The organism is Neisseria sp. Ec49-e6-T10 (assembly GCF_051132615.1).
GTDB lineage: Bacteria > Pseudomonadota > Gammaproteobacteria > Burkholderiales > Neisseriaceae.
The window spans coordinates 2,296,837-2,314,260 of record NZ_CP152375.1 but is presented as its reverse complement, the minus strand read 5'-3'; the positions used below and the strand labels follow the sequence as shown (position 1 = coordinate 2,314,260).

At 36.8% G+C, this 17,424-nt stretch carries 16 protein-coding genes; 10 read left to right on the top strand and 6 right to left on the bottom strand.

What is annotated here, in order from left to right:
- From rpoN to AADH04_RS11610, 3 genes are all read left to right on the top strand, one after another.
- The gene (gene rpoN / locus AADH04_RS11620) at positions 1 to 1,398 is read left to right on the top strand and encodes an RNA polymerase factor sigma-54 (protein WP_434777441.1); all 1,398 of its coding nucleotides are present in this window, start codon (positions 1 to 3) and stop codon (positions 1,396 to 1,398) included.
- A gap of 97 nt (positions 1,399 to 1,495) precedes the next feature.
- Positions 1,496 to 1,843, top strand: a complete 348-nt coding sequence (hpf, locus tag AADH04_RS11615; RefSeq protein ID WP_434777440.1) for a ribosome hibernation-promoting factor, HPF/YfiA family — start codon at positions 1,496 to 1,498, stop codon at positions 1,841 to 1,843.
- Positions 1,844 to 2,038: 195 nt separating this feature from the next.
- Positions 2,039 to 2,665 carry a lytic transglycosylase domain-containing protein gene (locus tag AADH04_RS11610; RefSeq protein WP_434777439.1) on the top strand — a complete coding sequence of 209 codons (627 nt, stop codon included), beginning with the start codon at positions 2,039 to 2,041 and terminating at the stop codon, positions 2,663 to 2,665.
- 116 nt (positions 2,666 to 2,781) lie between these two features.
- Here the strand turns inward: AADH04_RS11610 and AADH04_RS11605 are convergent, their stop codons facing one another.
- Positions 2,782 to 3,300, bottom strand: coding sequence for a Dps family protein (locus AADH04_RS11605; RefSeq protein WP_434777438.1), 519 nt, complete (start codon positions 3,298 to 3,300; stop codon positions 2,782 to 2,784).
- Positions 3,301 to 3,631: 331 nt separating this feature from the next.
- On the opposite strand from AADH04_RS11605, the gene htpX reads away from it, so the two are divergent.
- Entirely contained in the window at positions 3,632 to 4,522 is an 891-nt protein-coding gene (gene htpX, locus AADH04_RS11600; RefSeq protein ID WP_434777437.1) for a protease HtpX, read from the top strand.
- A 64-nt stretch (positions 4,523 to 4,586) separates the two neighbouring features.
- Here htpX and miaB read toward each other — a convergent pair whose 3' ends face one another.
- From miaB to AADH04_RS11575, 5 genes are all read right to left on the bottom strand, one after another.
- A complete protein-coding gene (gene miaB / locus AADH04_RS11595) occupies positions 4,587 to 5,915 on the bottom strand; it encodes a tRNA (N6-isopentenyl adenosine(37)-C2)-methylthiotransferase MiaB (protein ID WP_434777436.1) in 1,329 nt (442 codons plus the stop codon).
- Between the two features lie 27 nt (positions 5,916 to 5,942).
- Positions 5,943 to 6,326, bottom strand: a complete 384-nt coding sequence (locus AADH04_RS11590) for a hypothetical protein (protein WP_434777435.1) — start codon at positions 6,324 to 6,326, stop codon at positions 5,943 to 5,945.
- A 171-nt stretch (positions 6,327 to 6,497) separates the two neighbouring features.
- Positions 6,498 to 7,061, bottom strand: a complete 564-nt coding sequence (gene efp / locus AADH04_RS11585; protein WP_434777434.1) for an elongation factor P — start codon at positions 7,059 to 7,061, stop codon at positions 6,498 to 6,500.
- Between the two features lie 35 nt (positions 7,062 to 7,096).
- Positions 7,097 to 8,281, bottom strand: a complete 1,185-nt coding sequence (gene earP, locus AADH04_RS11580) for an elongation factor P maturation arginine rhamnosyltransferase EarP (RefSeq protein WP_434777433.1) — start codon at positions 8,279 to 8,281, stop codon at positions 7,097 to 7,099.
- Between the two features lie 82 nt (positions 8,282 to 8,363).
- Positions 8,364 to 9,737 carry a peptidoglycan DD-metalloendopeptidase family protein gene (locus AADH04_RS11575; RefSeq protein WP_434777432.1) on the bottom strand — a complete coding sequence of 458 codons (1,374 nt, stop codon included), beginning with the start codon at positions 9,735 to 9,737 and terminating at the stop codon, positions 8,364 to 8,366.
- 233 nt (positions 9,738 to 9,970) lie between these two features.
- Between AADH04_RS11575 and AADH04_RS11570 the strand changes: the two genes are divergently transcribed.
- From AADH04_RS11570 to AADH04_RS11545, 6 genes are all read left to right on the top strand, one after another.
- Positions 9,971 to 10,972 carry a hypothetical protein gene (locus tag AADH04_RS11570; protein ID WP_434777431.1) on the top strand — a complete coding sequence of 334 codons (1,002 nt, stop codon included), beginning with the start codon at positions 9,971 to 9,973 and terminating at the stop codon, positions 10,970 to 10,972.
- Positions 10,969 to 12,666, top strand: coding sequence for a single-stranded-DNA-specific exonuclease RecJ (gene recJ / locus AADH04_RS11565; protein ID WP_434777430.1), 1,698 nt, complete (start codon positions 10,969 to 10,971; stop codon positions 12,664 to 12,666). Before AADH04_RS11570 ends, recJ begins: the two co-directional genes overlap by 4 nt.
- Before the next feature lie 68 nt (positions 12,667 to 12,734).
- The gene (gene rmuC, locus AADH04_RS11560; RefSeq protein ID WP_434777429.1) at positions 12,735 to 14,405 is read left to right on the top strand and encodes a DNA recombination protein RmuC; all 1,671 of its coding nucleotides are present in this window, start codon (positions 12,735 to 12,737) and stop codon (positions 14,403 to 14,405) included.
- Between the two features lie 125 nt (positions 14,406 to 14,530).
- The gene (locus AADH04_RS11555; RefSeq protein WP_434777428.1) at positions 14,531 to 15,031 is read left to right on the top strand and encodes a thermonuclease family protein; all 501 of its coding nucleotides are present in this window, start codon (positions 14,531 to 14,533) and stop codon (positions 15,029 to 15,031) included.
- 20 nt (positions 15,032 to 15,051) lie between these two features.
- Positions 15,052 to 15,369 carry a hypothetical protein gene (locus tag AADH04_RS11550; RefSeq protein WP_434777427.1) on the top strand — a complete coding sequence of 106 codons (318 nt, stop codon included), beginning with the start codon at positions 15,052 to 15,054 and terminating at the stop codon, positions 15,367 to 15,369.
- A 520-nt stretch (positions 15,370 to 15,889) separates the two neighbouring features.
- Entirely contained in the window at positions 15,890 to 17,398 is a 1,509-nt protein-coding gene (locus AADH04_RS11545; protein ID WP_434777426.1) for an ethanolamine ammonia-lyase reactivating factor EutA, read from the top strand.
- Positions 17,399 to 17,424 lie beyond the last annotated feature (26 nt).

Sequence of the window (17,424 nt, the reverse complement as noted above, 5' to 3'; positions counted from 1 at the left end):
ATGAAACAGAACCTTAATTTAAAGCAAACACAACAATTAAACCTTAGCCCTCAACTTAAACACGCCATTAAGTTGTTGCAATGTTCCAATCTGGAGTTTGATCTAGAAGTGGGTAGAATTCTTGCGGAAAACCCATTACTGGAGTTAGAAGAAAATAATCATGAAATCATTGAGACACCCTCTTCAAATAATGACAAGATAGAAGAAACCTCTCAACATTCCGATGAGGAATATACAGACTGGGAATGGTCAGATACACCTAGTCACCAAGCAACATTTGATGATGATTATGACCCAATGCTCAATGTTGCAGCACCTATTTCATTAAGGGCGTCTTTATTGGCACAATTGGCGGAGTACCAATTAAGTCAACGTGATCTAGCCATCATGACCCTACTAATAGAAGAGTTAGATGATCAAGGGTATCTATCAACATCATTAGAAGATATTGCTGAAAACTTACCTTTAGACTTAATGATTGATGAAGAAGAGCTTGCAGCTAATCTTACTTTATTACAGCAATTTGAACCAGTAGGAGTAGGAGCTCGAAATTTACAAGAATCATTATTGGTTCAAATAAAGGCCTTAGAACAAAATGGGGTCAGTATGTTGGCTCAATTTATCGTCAAAGAGCACTTTGATTGTTTAGGTGATGGTCAATTTCATAAGCTCAAAAAAATCTTATCATTACCAGATGCAAAAATTACAGAAGCACTCAATTTAATTTGTTCATTAAACCCCTACCCTGCATTTGGTCTAGACACAGAACAAACACATTATATTAGCCCAGATGTTTTGGTCAAAAAATACAATGGTTCTTGGCATGCTCAAGTCAATACCAAAAACATGCCTAATATCAAACTTAATCAAGTATATGCACAGGCAGTTGCATGTAGCGAAACCAAAACTGAGTTATCCGGAACCTTACAAGAAGCGCAGTGGTTACTCAAAAGTATCGAACAGCGATTTGACACCATTCAAAAAGTGGCGGAACAAATTGTTAACAGACAGCAGGCTTTTTTTGAAGAAGGCGAACTGTCGATGAAACCATTAACCTTAAAAGAAATCGCAACTGAATTAAATATTCACGAAAGTACCGTATCACGGGCATGTACCCAAAAATACCTTCTGTGCAGCAAAGGGTTATTCGAACTAAAATATTTCTTTAGCCAAAAAGTACATCATAACAATGCTGACTCATCCGATGACATCAGCAACATGGCCATCAAAGCTCGCTTAAAAGAAATTATTGCAAATGAAGACCCAAATCATCCTTTTTCAGATAACAAACTAGCGGAACTACTTGAAAGTGAACAAATTTCAATTGCTCGGCGCACAGTAACCAAATATCGTGAAGCTATGCATATTAAATCTGCCCGAGAAAGAAAAATTAGTTAAAATCAATAACCATTCTTTTTTAGCTTGCCTAAGTAAAAGCAAGTAGGTACTATAAGCATACAAGGTCGTTTATAAACATAAAAAAGGAGTGAAAACTATGAGCTTTCAACTTACTGGTGTACATCTTGAAGTAACAGAAACCATCCGCGAATATGTAGAAAAAAAACTCAATCGTTGCACAAAAAATCTGGATGGCATTATTTCTACTTCTGTTATTTTATCAGTAGAAAAACATCAACAAAAAGCGGAAATTAATGTTGATGTCGCAGGCAAAGATTTTCACGTAGAAGCAGCTGACAGCGACCTTTATGCTGCAATTGATGCGGTAACGGACAAACTAAACCGTGTATTGATTAAACATAAAGAAATGACCAGTAACCACCGTAATACACCAACTGGCCGTAAAGAATTCGAAGATGTCGATGCAGATGTTGAAGTAGAATAACCTCTTAACGGTAAAAAAGCACATAGTAAACATGTCATGTGCTTTTTTATCGCTTCAAGTCATTATCTTTTTACCACATTTATGCTTTTTTACGTCCAAATGTCTTTCTTCTTAGCCAATCAAATTAGTTAAACAAATCAAAATTTGTTATCATTAAAGCATGTTCTCGTCTTAATTAGATTTATATTGATTCACATGAATAAACGATATTGGTTCTTAGTTTTTAGCCTATTACTACTGAACACAAACTTTACTTTTGCAGGAGCCCAAAAAGAAGAAACATTAGCAGACAATGTGGCCTCTGCTATGCGCGGTTCCGTCAATAATGCTAATCCACCAAGATTAGTCTTTAAAGATCATAAAGAAGGCCAATTATGGATCAATGAAATGTCTCGGCGACTACAAAAACGCATTCCTGACGATTGGGAAAGACGAAAAATTTTAACATCGGTACACTATGAAGCAACAAGAGCAGGACTAGACCCTCAAATGGTATTGGGTTTAATTGAAGTAGAAAGTGGTTTTAGACGTTATGCTGTTAGTAATGTTGGTGCAAAGGGGCTAATGCAAGTGATGCCCTTTTGGGTTCGCTATATTGGTACAGCAGAACATAATTTATTTGATTTAACCACCAATTTACGCTACGGCTGTACGATTCTGAGACATTATATGAATATCGAAAACGGCAATTTATACCGTGCGTTAGGACGATATAATGGCAGCCTTGGACAAGCTAAATACCCTAATGCCGTTATTGGTGCTTGGAAAAATCGCTGGCACTGGGATAAAAGCAATCCAACCCAAGAAAAAACCAGCTGGTAAATTTATTCCTTCTCTACTTCAACATAAAAAACCCTCAGTATCAAGCAACAACTGAGGGTTAAATTATAGAATTTCAGATACTTAACAATATCTATTTTAAGTGTCTATTTTAATGTTTAATGACCAGCAGAATCTACACGTCGATTAGATTCGAACAAGAACCAAGTTCTACGTTCAGACTCATCAATCCATTCTTCAATGGCACTGGCTGTAGCGGTATCATTATATTGACCACAAATATCATGAGCATGACGTAATTCAGCGACTAATGTTTTATTATCTTCACATAATTGAGCCAACATATCTGAAGGTTGAACAAAATCCTCATTATTGTCAGCGATGGTTTGCAATTTAGCAATATGGCTGATCGAACGTAAAGTTGTTCCCCCTACTTTACGAATACGTTCTGCAATCATATCTGTCATGGCAAACAATTGATCTGCTTGCTCATCAAACATTAAGTGATAGTCTCTAAAATGTGGGCCACTAACATGCCAATGAAAATTTTTGGTTTTAATATACAAAGCAAATACGTCTGCCAATACAGCATTCATTGCTTCACTAATGTCTTTTGTTGCGTCGCCTTTTAAATCAGTAGGATTACCAATAGGGCTATTTTGTATTTTTTTACTCATAATATTACTCCTTTAAGATTACTCTATTAAACAGTATATAAACTGAAACAGACTAGGCTGATTTACCTTAATCACTTTTCAAAATTTTACACAAAAGCAACCAATTTAATCTTGTATTCTAACTAGATGACCATAGATAATGGTATATGTTAGTTTAGACTAAATTTAATGACATGAGTTTCCTATATTATTAATTTTTTCTTTTTAAAAATAGTTTTAATTTATCAAAAATCAATTATTTTCTTCCATATATATATAATTTATATATACTTGGATAAAACCATACTATAAAAAAATATTAACCATCTTTACACTAAGAGGAAAAAAACAGATGAAAAGAGTATCTTTATTTGTCTTAACCAATATGGCCATTATGGTGGTATTGGGGATTTTGATGAATATTATTTTCGGGCTAACGGGTTTTAGACTGGATCAATCCAGCATGGTTAGCTTATTGGTTATTTGTTCTATATTCGGTTTTTCAGGCTCACTCATCAGCCTATTTTTATCCAAAGGTATGGCTAAACGTTCTGTAGGCGCCCAAGTTATTACCGATCCTAGAAATGAAACTGAGAGATGGTTGTATCAAACCATTGAGCGGCAAGCACAAACATTAAATATCAAGATGCCTGAAGTGGCCATTTATCAAGCAGCAGAAATGAATGCTTTTGCAACAGGCGCCACAAAAAATAAATCGTTGGTTGCGGTAAGTACAGGTCTATTGAACCAAATGACTAAAGATGAAGTTGAAGCCGTATTAGCACATGAAATGTCGCATATTCATAATGGTGATATGGTCACCATGACTTTATTACAAGGTATGGTGAATACCTTTGCTATGTTTATTGCACAAATCATTACCATTGCCATTACATCATTTTTACGTGGCAATCAAGATTCTGAACGCTCTTCTGGCAGCATCTTACAGCACCATATGATCTATATGCTGGTACAAATGATTTTCACCTCATTAGGCAGCTTAATTGTTATGTGGTTCAGCCGTCATCGAGAATATCATGCAGATGCAGGCGCAGCACGTTTAGTGGGCGCACCAAAAATGATTGCTGCATTAAAACGTTTGGCTCAACCTTTGGTACAAACAGAAGGCTTACCAGATAAAATCGAAGCTTTTGGTATTAATGGTGTCCAAAAAGATTCTCTTTTGAGTACTCACCCTTCTATTCCAAACAGAATTGATGCCTTAGAAAACCAAAAATACTGATCTCATCAACAACAATAAAGGCGTATGATATGACTCATACGCCTTTATTCACATCAAGAATAAATTAATCTTTAATGACTACTTTTCCTTTTAATGAAAAAGTAAACGCTTCCGTAATCTCTAAATCAACCATCTGATTAATCAAACGTGGATGTCCTTCAAAATTAACCACACGATTATTGGCTGTACGTGCTTGTAACTGACCAGGATCACGTTTAGAAATTCCTTCAACCAAACAACTTTGCACTGAACCAACCATACTTTGGTTGATTCTATTCGTTTCCACTTCAACCAGTTCATTTAGATGTTCCAAACGGCGCACCTTTTCTGATTGAGGCGTGGTATCCGCTAAATTAGCGGCAGGTGTGCCAGGACGTGGGCTATAAATAAAAATAAAACTCAAATCAAAAGCCAAATCCTTAACAAGCTTCGCAGTTGCTTCAAAATCAGCCTCTGTTTCTCCTGGAAAGCCAACAATAAAGTCAGAGCTTAAGCACAAATCAGGACGAATTTCTCTTAACTTACGAATAACCGATTTATATTCTAATACCGTATAACCACGTTTCATTGCAGCTAGAATACGATCTGAACCACTTTGTACAGGTAAATGTAAATGAGAAACTAACTTAGGCAAAGTGCGAAAACAATCGATTAAACGATCAGTAAATTCCCTTGGATGGCTGGTCATAAAACGCAAACGCTCTACCCCTGGAATATCGTGGATATATTCCAGCAACAAGGCCAAGTCAGCAATTTGTCCATCACCCATACGCCCTTGATAAGCATTGACATTTTGTCCCAAAAGGGTAATTTCCTTAACCCCTTGAGCCACAAGGCCTGCAACTTCAGTCAGCACATCTTCAAAGGGGCGAGAAACTTCTTCCCCTCGGGTATAAGGCACCACACAAAAGCTGCAATATTTTGAACAGCCTTCCATAATAGACACAAATGCGGCACCACCCTCAACACGTGCGGGAGGAATATGATCAAATTTTTCTATTTCTGGAAAACTAATATCTACTTGAGAACGACCAGATTGTTTTTTACTTTCAATCATTTGAGGTAAACGATGTAAAGTTTGCGGGCCAAATACAACATCAACATAAGGTGCACGTTGAACAATCACATCACCTTCTTGAGAAGCAACACAACCACCTACCCCAATGATTAAATCAGGGTTACGCTCTTTTAAATGCTTGACTCGACCCAAATCAGAAAATACTTTTTCTTGTGCTTTTTCACGTACACTACAAGTATTAAACAAAATAATATCGGCGTCTTCTGGAGAAGCAGTCATTTGCAGCTCTTCACCTTGTGCCAAAACATCAATCATTTTGTCAGAATCATACTCATTCATCTGACAACCAAATGTTCTAATATAGACCTTCTTCATATTACTTTAGTGTCTCTTTCCTATGAATTATCTCGGATCCCATTCTTGCTCTTTGATTCTTAAAAGATTTTGCTCTACTTCTTCATCAGACAAAATCAATATTTCATTGATTTGTTTTTGCGGGTTAAATCGGATGGCCACAATTTTATTTTTAAAATTCGGCAACTTATTATAAGTTACCCCTCGATTATTCTCATCTCGAATACGTACGGTTTTAGCCACCCTTAATTGATAGGGCTTTTTAATTGCTCGAGTGATGAATCCATCTTTTGCATTGATTAATTTGATTTGCATGGTAGATAAATCGACATCTTTAATTTGCAGCAATGTTAAATAATTGGGAATAATACGCCCAGCAAAAGCAGGCACGACACTCATCATTAACACAAAAAATAATAAAAAACGTTTCATTTTTTTACCCTTTTCGTAAAAAAATCATCATAGCACGCCAAGGAAGCTGAAAAAATGATATCCCACTCCCACACTCTTTTTTTAAGAGGTTTCAAAGAAAAAGCAACAATTTATTTGATGTGAACAAAAAACGGCGAACTGACTCGCCGTTCTTTCATCTTCAACTGAAATTTAAGCACGTTTACGGAATTCATTTGTCCGTGTATCAATTTCAATTTTATCACCGATTTCTACAAATGCAGGAACAGGAATTTCAAATCCATTGCCTTTTAAACGAGCAGGTTTCATCACTTTACCTGAGGTATCACCACGAACAGCAGGCTCTGTGTACTCCACTTCACGGACAACCATTGTTGGCAACTCGACAGAAATAGCACGCCCATCGTAGAAAGTAACTTCACAGACATCGTCCATACCATCAATAATATAGCTGATGGCTTCACCAATGTTTTCTGCTTCAATTTCATATTGGTTAAATTCTGTATCCATAAACACATACATTGGATCAGCAAAATAAGAATAAGTACACTCTTTACGATCCAATACAACCACATCAAATTTTTCATCTGCTTTGTAAACGGCTTCTGTTGCATTACCAGTCAACAGATTTTTCAATTTCATTTTAACCACTGCAGCATTTCGGCCAGATTTATTGTATTCAGTTTTTTGTACCACCATTGGTTCACTACCCAACATAAATACATTACCTGGGCGAAGTTCTTGTGCTGTTTTCATTTATCGGTTTCCTGTTATTTATCAAACAAAACGTGTTATTTTAACGAATTTTTGGCTAAACTGACTAGCTGTTGTGCTAAATTTACATTACTTTCTTGTTCTGAAACCCATTTTTTATTAAAAAAGCACCAATTTTCCAATTGATCAAACAAAATCGACCATGCATTCAAACGCTCTTGTTCAGATAATAAAATGCCACTATTTAACTCTTCACTTAACTGTTGATGGGCTTGAGCAATTTGTCCAGAAAAATGTTGATAAACCTTCCCCCAAAAAGCCTCTAATTTGACTAAATGTGCTTTTTCCTCTTGAGGATAAATATGCCAAAAAAATGGCTTTTGCGCCCAATGTGCTCGAACCAAACTATCCTCACCACGAACAATATTAATGTCTGCCAACCATAAAATTCGATCAAACATTACTTGTTCAACCATAGGTAAAACAAATACACGAACACAACCAATACTGGTCATATCTCCCACCTGAGGTGGTTGTTCAAATAGATAAGCAAGACTATTTAAATTGCGACTGGGGGCAAGCCAAATATCTAAAGGTCGATTCAAAGAACAAAAAGTCTCTATCCACAATGGCAATACCGAACTTTCATAACTGAATAAAAATATTACGGGGTTTGGTTTATCTAAATGTTGTGTCAACACACCTAATTGTTGTTTAAAATCCAGACAAGCCTGTTTGTCCTGCAAAAACTTGACTCGTTCTATTTCAATATTTTTTTCTCTTAATAAACCACCTGTTTTTTGAGTAAAGCCAGGAAAATAAAAATATTTTTTGATACCATTTTTTTGAGGTGAGACCATCAAATGCATTTGCTCAACCCACTTTTCTGCACTTAAGTATTCTAAATTCAACCATAACAAATTATGTTGTGGTTGTTTCAAAATATCTTCTTGCAAGCCTAAGGGAAGCTCACAAGCAAACGCTTCTATCATCATAGAAGGTAAAACCATATGTTCCTCTAGAGCAAAGTTATCGTCCCAATGACATACTTGTACTCCATGGATAAACTGCTCTTGTTTATTGGGGTAGATGTCTGGGCATATTTTAAAAAAACTATCTAGATCATCGACCCACAGGCAAACCTGCATGCCATATTCTTGCTTAAGTTGTCTGGCTAAACGCCAAGTCACACCAATATCACCGAAGTTATCAATAACCTGACAAAAAATCCAACAGGTTTGCTCTTTTTGTTTACACACCATACATTTTCCAATGAAAAAATGGATAAAAGAAAAGCCTTTGTTCTCACAAAGACTTTTTAAGACCAAACAAAATAATTATATATTAATTAAGGCTGGCTGTTTGAGTCGAATTAAAACGCATCACGGCCAATTTTTCATCCAATTTATTGTAGTGGTTGAAAAATGCAGTTAGCTCTTCTGAATTCAATGTTTTTGCAGGTAATGCACTTGTTGCAGGATCAACAGCCTGACCACCAACCCTAACTTCATAATGTAAATGAGGCCCTGTTGAGCGCCCTGTTGAACCAACATAGCCAATAATTTTACCTGCACTGACCTTATCACCTATATTCATGCCTGTTTGAAAACGACTTAAATGGGCATATAAGGTACGCATACCATTGCGGTGTTCCAATGTCACAACATTACCATATCCATTCTGAGTTTCTCTTCCAACAATAACCCCATCAGAAGGCGCCAATACAGGTGTACCAGAAGGAGCAGCATAGTCAATACCACTATGCAAACGGAACGAACCTAAAATTGGATGGCGACGCATCCCAAAACCAGATGAAATACGCGCATTGGCAACTGGCATAATATCAAAACCTTTACTCAACACCCTGCCACTGGCATCATAATAAGTACCTGTTTGATCATTATGAGCAAAATAATAACCTGAGTAAGTTTGACCAGACTTAACGATTTCAGCAGCTAAAATATTACCTGTGGCAACTTCTTGCCCTCTAAAATAAAAACTTTCATAAACCAATCGAATGGTATCGCCTTCTTGTAAATCATTTAATTGAAATTGATCAGAAAAAATTTCGTTTAATGATTCTCTGACATCAGCTGGCACACCTTCTTGTGCTAAGTTACCCCGTGCAGAAGTTTTTACAGGCACAATTTTGACTGTCTGAATGGTTTGGGTATCAAGCTCCCCTGAGGTTGCTTGCCATTTATCACCCTTTTTCTCAATGGCAACCAGAATTTTTTCACCATTTTCATCGTCATTTAAAAACTGAACGGCCGTTAAGCCCCCCTGATCATTGACAAAAACAGATATAGCTTGTCCTATTCTCAATCTTAATAAGTCTTTTGATAATGGGTTACTGTAAATAAATGCTTGCGCTTCTTTACCGTCTTGTCCTAATGCATTCAAAATAGAACCCAATGTATCACCAGGCTTAACGAATTCTTCTCGCCAATAATAGGCACTTTGATCATGTTTTGGTGCATCAGGCGCAGCCAAACGTTCAACGATTTTGCTAATCGGTACAGGTTTTAAATCTACTCTGGTTTGGGTATCAATCGCATAAGCCGTAACCATACCAAGAAAAGGTAAACTGGTTGCTAAAACAATAAGGCGCAAATGTCCGCCAGAAAAATAACGAATACCACTTTGACCTATTTTTTTTGCCAGTGGCACAACCGTTTTAACCACTGTTGTTTGTGAAAATTTATTGAGCTTCTTCAAAATAAAACTAATCCCAATTGATCCGAATAATGCAATATAATAAAGAATATGCTTTGTTTTGCCAAGGCTTTTTAACCAATAACCCTTTGTATTTTACGTAAAAATTTGTTAACTTACGTTAAAGGTCAATCTTTAAAAGACGCTCAGAGAAATACACACTATTGTGTTGATTTATCCCTTTACCTCATCATTTTATGGCAAAATAGTGGTTTTTGATGATTGTTTAAGACGTAATGCATTTAAATTTACTGGTTCCTGGCTTAGCTTGGGCCAAAGAAGATCAATTAGCCACCCTGTTAAATCAACAAAGCTTACCTGCTTTAAACCAAATACTGCGTTTTAGTAATAAGCAACAAGGATTTGACCATTTAAGCTCTTTTTATCATCAATTTCTGCCACAAATTAATGAGCTTGATTACTTAATTCATCATCACCAATTATCAACTGACCAGCATTATATTTTGGCATCTCCTGTTGGCTTACGCTTGAACCGAAATCATATTGATTTAGCAGACAGCGCAGTCCTGAATGTAACCCAACAAGAAGCACAACAAATTTGTGCTGATTTAAATGATTTTTTAATTGAAGAGCAATGGCGGTTTATCCCTGTGACAACTGATTTATGGCTTTTGAACACACCAAAGGCCTTAAATATCAAAACAACATCGCTTTATGATGTCATGGGCAACAATATTGAAGAATATCAACCAAAAGGATCAGACAGTTTCATTGTCCAAAAAATACTGACTGAAATACAAATGGTGTTATTCAATCATTCTGTCAATCAACAAAGAGAACAAACAAACTTACCTGCCATTAATGCAATCTGGCTTTGGCAAACACAACAACATGAGCAAAAAATGCCCTTAGACAGTGTGTATTTTGTTCCTAAGCCTTTATGGCAACAACAATTAAATTGTTTTGACACCCCTTATGATTTTAAAACATGGCAAAATACAGTCACTGAAGAAAAAATCACCCAAACACAACATTATATTTTATTGGAAGATTTATTGGGGGCAACCCAATATCAGGATATATGGGGCTACCAAGATGCCTTGGTTCAATTAGAGCAACATTATCTACAACCAGCATGGCAAGCGTTAAAATCAGGACAATTAGCCAGTCTCAGTTTATACACACATGGCCCATTTGGTGGACACATGAAAATAAAACCCCATTCACATTGGGCTTTTTGGAAAAAGAAACAACAATTTAACGGTCGTATTTTATGAATCAACAAATTACTTTTCGCCCTTTGGATCAGGCATTATATCAACGTCTTTTACACTGCGGCGCAGACCCTTTAATGGCAAGACTTTATGCTTCTCGCTCCGTACATTCAGAAAATGAACTTAAAGACGATTTAAGCCAACTTTTACCTTACCACAATCTTAAAAATATTGATGCTATGGCTGCTCGCTTAGCACAAGCATTACAAAATAAAGAGCGTATTGTTATTGTCGCAGACTACGATGCGGATGGTGCCACCGCTTGTGCTTTAGGGCTATTGGCTCTAGGTAGCATGGGAGCAGTCATTGATTTTGCTGTACCCAATCGTTTTGAAAATGGTTATGGTTTAACACCTGAAGTAGTTAATTTAGTCTTACCACAACAACCTGATATCATATTAACGGTTGATAATGGTATTGCCAGCTTTGCAGGCATTGAATATGCCCAATCTTTAGGTATTGAGGTTCTGGTGACAGACCACCACTTACCTGCTCAAACATTACCAGAGTGTTTGATTGTGAACCCCAATCAACCAGATTGTCCATTTCCCAGTAAAAACCTTGCTGGCGTAGGGGTCATATTTTATGTGTTGATGGCTTTAAGAGCACAGTTAAGAGATTTAAATTATTTTTCTGATCAGTTACCAGAACCGAATTTGGCACAATGGCTTGATTTAGTTGCCTTAGGCACAGTAGCAGACGTTGTGAACCTAGACCATAACAATCGAGTTTTGGTGTCTCAAGGCTTAAAACGTATTCGTCAAAATAAAATGAGCGTGGGTATGAGCGCTCTCTTTAGCGTATCCAAACGTCCCTATCAAAAAGCTGCGCCATTTGATATGGGCTTTGCTCTGGGGCCACGATTAAATGCAGCAGGTCGATTAGACGATATGAGCATTGGTATTCGCTGTTTAATTAGCCAAGACAGTCATGAAGCGATGCAACTGGCACAAGAATTAGATAACTTAAACCAAGAAAGGCGTGCGATAGAACAAAGCATGCATAAAGAAGCCCTCACAATTTTGTCGGAATCCTTTTCGCCTGATCAGTTTAGCCTTGTCGCTTACCAGCCTGACTGGCATCAAGGTGTCGTTGGTATTGTCGCCAGCAGACTTAAAGAGCAATATTATCGCCCAACAATTGTATTTGCACCAGCAGACAATAACCAATTACGTGGCTCTGGCCGCTCTATTACAGGATTTCACTTAAGAGATGCGTTAGATTGGGTTGCCAAACAACACCCTGACTTATTGATTAAATTTGGTGGACATGCCATGGCAGCAGGAGTGACCATAGATGCAACGCGTTTAGAAGACTTTAAAAATGCGTTTGAACAAGCCACGCAAACATTGCTTTTACCAGAAAACCTAAGTAAATCTTACTTAACAGATGGATCACTGAATGCAAATGAAATTAATTTAGAAAATGCCCAAAAAATCAGCCATCAAGTTTGGGGGCAAGGCTTTGGTTTGCCTACCTTTGTTGACCAATTTAGCGTATTATGGCAGCGATGTGTTGGGAAAAACCATAAAAAAATCGGATTAAATAAAGCAGGCACCACAGTAGAAGCCATGTTATTTAATTTTACAGATGATTTACCCAACGAAATTACCGCAGTTTACCGACTGGTTGCCAATGAATGGAATAATCAAACTGAGCTACAACTGTATATTGATTTTTGGCAGCCAGCAAATTGAAAACAGGGTATTTAACTATATATTTTGATTGACCAGATTAAAAAGTAATTGATTGAAGGAATCACAGAATGGAATCTATCAGTATCGGATTAGCCAGCATAATTGCCATAGCCACCCTACTTTTAGGGTGTTTGATTATGTGGTTATGGATGCGTTCAAGAGTTGTGGGTGAAAGAATGGCTGGCCGAGGCGAGGCCAATGCCGAAGTAGAGGTTTTGCGTGAAAAAATCAAAGGCATTGATAGCTTACTTGAAGAAAAACGCAATCGTCATAACATGGATCTAGAAGAACTTGAATTATTGCGTGTTCAGTTTATGAATTTGCAAAAAAATGCCTCAAATTTAGAAGCTAGAGCAGAACGCACCCAACAACTAGAAATGCATTTATATGACAGAGACCAAAACCTACAACGTTTACAAGAAGAACTGCGTAAAAACTCTGCTGAACTGGCGACACGTAGTGAACAAGCCAGCCGTTTAAAAGAAGTTGAAGTGCTTTTAGCCAATGAACGCAGTACAGTTAACCAACTGCAAGAGCAAATCAAACAGGCGGCTACTCGCGAACAACAACTAAAAACCCTTATCGAACAAGAACGTATTTCAGGGCAAGACAAAATTAAATTATTAACGGAAGCGCGAGAAGTTTTATCAAACCAATTTAAAGCGTTGGCCAACGATATTATGGAAGAAAAATCCAAACGCTTTACCGAACAAAATCAACAAAACATGGCGCAATTATTGTCGCCCTTACAAGAGCGGATGCAAAACTTTGGCAAACTTGTACAGGATACGTACGAAAAAGATTCCAAGGAACGTTTAACATTAGAAAATGAATTAAAACGGTTACAAGAACTGAACACTCGCTTAAATGAAGATGCGACAGCCCTAACCAATGCTTTGACTGGCAGCAATAATAAAGCTCAAGGCAACTGGGGTGAAATGGTATTGGAAAGTGTGTTGGAAAGTTCTGGCTTAACGCGTGGACGTGAATTCAGTGTCCAGGTTTCTGATTCAGTAGAAAATGAAGACGGCAGTGTGCGCCGTACTCAACCTGATGTGATCATCAACCTTCCTGAAGATAAACAGATCATTATTGACTCAAAAGTATCATTAAATGCTTATGTACGTTACACCAAAGCAACCAATACGGAAGAAGCCAATAAAGAGCTAAAATCCCATATTAATGCGATGCGTAACCATATTAGATCATTATCAGAAAAACGGTATCAAGATATTTACAAACTCAAAACACTGGATTTTGTGTTTATGTTTGTACCTGTTGAACCTGCTTATTTATTGGCTGTACAACATGATGAGAACTTATTTAGCGAATGTTTTGAAAGACGTATTATGCTGGTTGGCCCAAGCACCTTACTGGCAACCTTACGTACAGTTGCCAGCATTTGGCGCTATGAGTACCAAAACCAAAATGCGGTAGAAATTGCGCGTCAAAGCGGGCAAATGTACGATAAGTTTGTTGGTTTTGTCCAAACACTTGAAAAACTGGGTAAACAATTACAATCTGCCCAAGATGGTTACCAACAAGCTATGCGCCAATTACAAACAGGTTCGGGCAATTTAATTGGACGAGCCGAAAAGTTATTGGCTATGGGTGTTAAAGCGAATAAACGTTTAAACACAGAGTATGAAAAAGAAGAAGACAGTTCAGCAGAAGAATTAATCAATAAGGCAAAAGATACGGTAGACAGCTTACCTTTTTCTATTGCTGAAGATAAATAATCTACTATAAATTTGTTGATATCAACCTAAAGCCTTTCAATAAAGAAAGGCTTTCATTTTATCTGTATCATTTACCAAAATAATACTTAAATGCTATGGCCTACTTTCTTTGATAGAATCACACGATGAAAAAACTATTCCTACTGTCCTTACTATTTTTGTCCTTTACTCAGGCCAAAAGTGAAGCTATTAAGTGTAAGATAACTGAAATCATTGATGGCAACACCTTCATATGTACAAACAAAGAAAACAAACAAACGAAGGTTAAATTTGATGACATATACTCACCAAAGTTGAATCAACATTTTGGGCAAGAAGCTTATGAATTTTTACAAAATAGCCTTAACAAGGATGTACGTATATTAGTTCGTAATATAATTAAACAAAATGGAGAAGAATATATTAGTGGTATTATTTTAGAACCGACACAAGCTGAAAAAATTCCACCCTCTGATGATTGCTGTTTTACAAATTTAAGTGAAAGCATGGTTCATTTAGGATATTCTTGGTGTGCACCTCAAATAGAAGACGAGGATTACACATATTGTTTACATGCACAAAAAAAAGCCAAACAGGCAAAACTAGGCTTGTGGGCAGATACTCATCTCATTCCTCCTTGGGAGTAGAAAAACCAGAAGAGAATAAAATGAAAAAGATATTATTTATTTATTTTATAATTTTAAGCAATCATGCTTTTTCAATGAGGGTTATGCCTAAAGAACTTGACTGTAAAAACTATGGTTGGGCAGAACTTATTATTAGTAAGCATGAGATAAATGGCACAACTCTAAAATATCTAGTGTGTATTTCACCTGATGGGAACTATTATTTGCCACTTGACTTATGGTCAAATCATTATGAATACCAACTTTTGTTGAAGCAATACTCTGGTCAATACCCGACTTTTGAACAAATAGAACACGCTAAAGAACAAATAAGGCAAGATGGTTTCATTTTAGATTAAAAATCAATAACATCAGAATTATTCTGTGCATAAATATTCTAGAATACGTGCCAAACTAGACACATATTTATTATTTGACTACTGTATAAAAGTAATGAAACAGTATAACTAAAATCATTATGCACTCAACACATCAGAAAAACATGGAAGAATATGAATTACTTAAAATAAATAATCCACGTCATATATAAAATAAGATATTAAAATAAAGATATGATTTTTTTATTTATCTATATAGATTTAAATATACGGATCCTTTTTTGATCAATCAATTATCTAGATACAAACCTCTCTCACAATCATTTTCATTATATGTATTCATATTTTTATATTTATCTTACCCCCCATTACTTAATATGCTAAAGGTTTATTTTTATTGATTACTCAGAACTTAGCTTTTATCAAAGAAGCTCCAAGACAAATATGCCAAAATTTATGTATTCAGCTCTACAATAATTGTTTAATTTATTTTTCAGCGACCCTATAAAATGTAAAGATTTTTTCAAAAAGGATATGCTTTGTGCGTGAAAGCAACAATCAAACTACCTCCTCAAACTACGCTTCTCCTTGTCGATTGAATATTCGTTTAGAGAAAGATAAGCAGTCTGTACGGCTGCTGGGGTTAGATTTTGGCTCAACCACAAGCAGTGCCTTAGTAGCGCAAGCACGTATTGTGATGAACAGCACTACAGGTAATTTACAGCTGGGTGACACACAAATCATTTATCGTTCAGAAATTTCTTTTACTCCTTTTAATGAAGACAACACCATTGATGAAACACGTGTCATTGAACTGATGGACAACTGGCTTACTGGTTGTGGTATGCAACCATCTGACTTTTTTTCTGGTGGGGTGATTATCACAGGTTTAGCTGCTCGCCGAAAAAATGCCGAGAAATTGGCAAAGCTGATTGAAGAGCGTATTGGTGATATTGTGGTTGCTACCGCTGATGACCCAAGTTTAGAGTCATGGTTAGCTTTTATGGGGAGCTGCGGTGCGTTAAGTCGCTACCATAAAGAAATTCCCATTATTAATCTGGATATTGGTGGCGGCACAACCAACCCCGCTTTAGGTTTAAATGGCAATGTACTGAGCACAGGATGCCATTTTATTGGTGCACGCCATATTCAATTTGTACCCAGCACCTATCAAATCAGGGCATTAACTGATGATGCTAAACAATTATTCACCACACTGAATATTCATAAACGTGTAGGTGAAGTACTCAACCAAGAAGAGTTAAACCGTTTTATTGGTTTTTACATACAGGCATTAGAACAGATTGTGCAGGGACATACGGCTTTTTTCAAAACAGCACATGATCAATTAATAGAACAAGTACCTTTTGAATTACCAACGCTAAATCAACCAGCAGCCATCACCTTTTCTGGTGGTGTGGGTGAATTAGTATACCAAGCATCCTCAGGTAAAGCCCTACCAGCGACAACTTATTTTGGCGATCTGGGCATTGATTTTGCTAAAGCCATTTTACAGTCCCCTATCCTTTCCAGTTCTTTGAAAACCATTATTCCAGAAAACCATGGACGTGCCACCGTATATGGTTTGGCTTTGCACAGTACAGAAGTGTCAGGTGCGACTTTATTTCTACCCAAACCAGAGGTATTGCCTTTAAGACATTTGCCTATTATTGCGCATTTGTCCGCTTATGACTCTGTTTCAGAATTATCAGCAGCCTTACAGCTAGTCAGCAAACACCCTCAGGGTGCCTGTTTACAAGTGACACTAAAAACCGCAGAACACCCAACTGTAACACTGGATACGATACGTAATTTAGGCCATACACTGGTTGTTATTTTCAAACAACTACAACCACCTGCTGATCAACCCATTGTTTTGCTGATTGATTGCAACGTGGGCAAAAGCCTCGGTTCTTATGCAACTGCTTGGGGGCAATTACCCGTTAACCTCATTGTGATTGATGAGGTCACTATTCCTCAAGCTAATTTTGTCAACATCAGCAAACCTCATCAACAAGTTGTTCCTGTTTCATTTTATGGCATTAAATAATTTAATAATAATCATCTTAAACCTAT

Excerpts from the sequence above, each read along its gene's own strand:
- recJ (WP_434777430.1), top strand. The coding sequence starts at position 10,969 with ATGAATCAACAAATTACTTTTCGCCCTTTGGATCAGGCATTATATCAA.
- AADH04_RS11555 (WP_434777428.1), top strand. The coding sequence starts at position 14,531 with ATGAAAAAACTATTCCTACTGTCCTTACTATTTTTGTCCTTTACTCAG.
- AADH04_RS11570 (WP_434777431.1), top strand. The coding sequence starts at position 9,971 with ATGCATTTAAATTTACTGGTTCCTGGCTTAGCTTGGGCCAAAGAAGAT.
- htpX (WP_434777437.1), top strand. The coding sequence starts at position 3,632 with ATGAAAAGAGTATCTTTATTTGTCTTAACCAATATGGCCATTATGGTG.
- hpf (WP_434777440.1), top strand. The coding sequence starts at position 1,496 with ATGAGCTTTCAACTTACTGGTGTACATCTTGAAGTAACAGAAACCATC.
- earP (WP_434777433.1), bottom strand. The coding sequence starts at position 8,281 with ATGGTGTGTAAACAAAAAGAGCAAACCTGTTGGATTTTTTGTCAGGTT.
- AADH04_RS11605 (WP_434777438.1), bottom strand. The coding sequence starts at position 3,300 with ATGAGTAAAAAAATACAAAATAGCCCTATTGGTAATCCTACTGATTTA.
- efp (WP_434777434.1), bottom strand. The coding sequence starts at position 7,061 with ATGAAAACAGCACAAGAACTTCGCCCAGGTAATGTATTTATGTTGGGT.
- rmuC (WP_434777429.1), top strand. The coding sequence starts at position 12,735 with ATGGAATCTATCAGTATCGGATTAGCCAGCATAATTGCCATAGCCACC.
- miaB (WP_434777436.1), bottom strand. The coding sequence starts at position 5,915 with ATGAAGAAGGTCTATATTAGAACATTTGGTTGTCAGATGAATGAGTAT.
- AADH04_RS11590 (WP_434777435.1), bottom strand. The coding sequence starts at position 6,326 with ATGAAACGTTTTTTATTATTTTTTGTGTTAATGATGAGTGTCGTGCCT.
- AADH04_RS11610 (WP_434777439.1), top strand. The coding sequence starts at position 2,039 with ATGAATAAACGATATTGGTTCTTAGTTTTTAGCCTATTACTACTGAAC.
- AADH04_RS11550 (WP_434777427.1), top strand. The coding sequence starts at position 15,052 with ATGAAAAAGATATTATTTATTTATTTTATAATTTTAAGCAATCATGCT.
- rpoN (WP_434777441.1), top strand. The coding sequence starts at position 1 with ATGAAACAGAACCTTAATTTAAAGCAAACACAACAATTAAACCTTAGC.